The following is a 1,411-nucleotide window of genomic DNA, read 5'->3' as shown; positions in this document are numbered from 1 at the left end:
CGGCCACCTCACGCACCCGCTGCTGCAACTGCGCGGGCCACTCCACGGCCACCCGCGCCCCCCGATAATCAGCCACCACCGGAAACGGCCGATCGGTGGGCAACTCCAGCCGCTCGGGCATCCCCGCCAACGCGTCCTGCCAATAGGCCAACTGCGCGGCGATCGCACTGTGCGGATCATCCAGATCCCCGAACTGCGCCTGTTGCCACATCGTGTAATCGACGTATTGCACCGGTAGTTCGGCCCAGCCCGGCGCCTCACCCGCACATCGGCTGGCATACGCCACGCCCAGATCACGCACCAACGGCGTGATCGACCACCCGTCAGCGGCAATATGGTGAGCCACCGCCACGAGCACATGCTCACCGTCGCCCAGCCGGAAAAGCGTCGCCCGCAACGGAATCTCGACTGCCAGATCAAACGAGTACCGCGCCGCCGCAGCAATGGCTTCCTCGAGCCGGCTCGCCGGCCACCCGCCGGCATCTACGACTTGCCAGCCGAAGTCAAAGCGCCCGACCGGGACGACCACTTGCTGCGGGGTCCCTTCCGGCGCAACGAAGATCGTGCGCAGGCTTTCATGCCGCGCGATCACATCGGCCAGCGCCATCCCCAGCACGTCGGCATCCAGCCCTCCCCGCAAGCGCAACGCCACCGCCATGTTGTGGACCGGCGAAGCGCCGTGCAGCTGATCGAGGAACCACAACCGAGACTGGGCGAACGACAGCGGCACCACCGCGGGCCGCGCACCGGCCACCACCCGCGCCAGCCGACCTTCGCCCTCATCGAGGCGCGGCGCCAGCTGGCGGATCGTCGGCGCCTCGAACAACGCCCGGACCGTAAGGGCGGCATCCAGACTGGTGTTCACCGCGGCGACCAGACGCATCGCCGACAGCGAATCCCCACCCAAGTCGAAGAAGGAGTCGTCGACCCCGATGCGGCCGAGGCCAAGAACCTGGGCATAAATCCCGGCAAGGACCTCTTCGGTAAGGGTGGCCGGGGCGCGGTACCCACGACCGAGGTGGCCGGGGGCCGGGAGCGCGTGGGTATCGAGTTTGCCGTTGAGCGTCAACGGCAGGGCGGCCAGGGGCATGATCGCGGACGGAACCATGTAAGCCGGCAGCCGCTCGGCGAGCTGGGTGCGCACCACGGCGGGATCGGCGGTGCCGGTCAGGTATGCCACCAGCCGCTTGTCCCCGGGCCGGTCCTCCCGGGCGATTACGACCGCCTGCTCGACCCCAGCCAAACCCGTTAGGACGGTTTGGATTTCGCCGAGCTCGATGCGATACCCACGTACCTTGACCTGCTCATCCGAGCGTCCCACATATCGCAGTTGGCCATCGGGCCCCCACCACACCCAATCCCCCGTCCGATCGGGTTTGGCTGGGGTCGAGCAGGCGGTCGTAATCGCCCG

General features: G+C 68.1%; 1 protein-coding gene. It reads right to left on the bottom strand.

Annotated features, from left to right (window positions below):
• A partial coding sequence (locus A5750_RS13010; RefSeq protein ID WP_231989188.1) for a condensation domain-containing protein occupies nucleotides 1–1,411 on the bottom strand: 1,411 nt, incomplete at both ends.

This window comes from Mycobacterium sp. 852002-51613_SCH5001154 (assembly GCF_001667425.1).
In the GTDB taxonomy this organism is placed as follows: domain Bacteria; phylum Actinomycetota; class Actinomycetes; order Mycobacteriales; family Mycobacteriaceae; genus Mycobacterium.
This window is presented reverse-complemented; position numbering and strand designations above follow the sequence as displayed.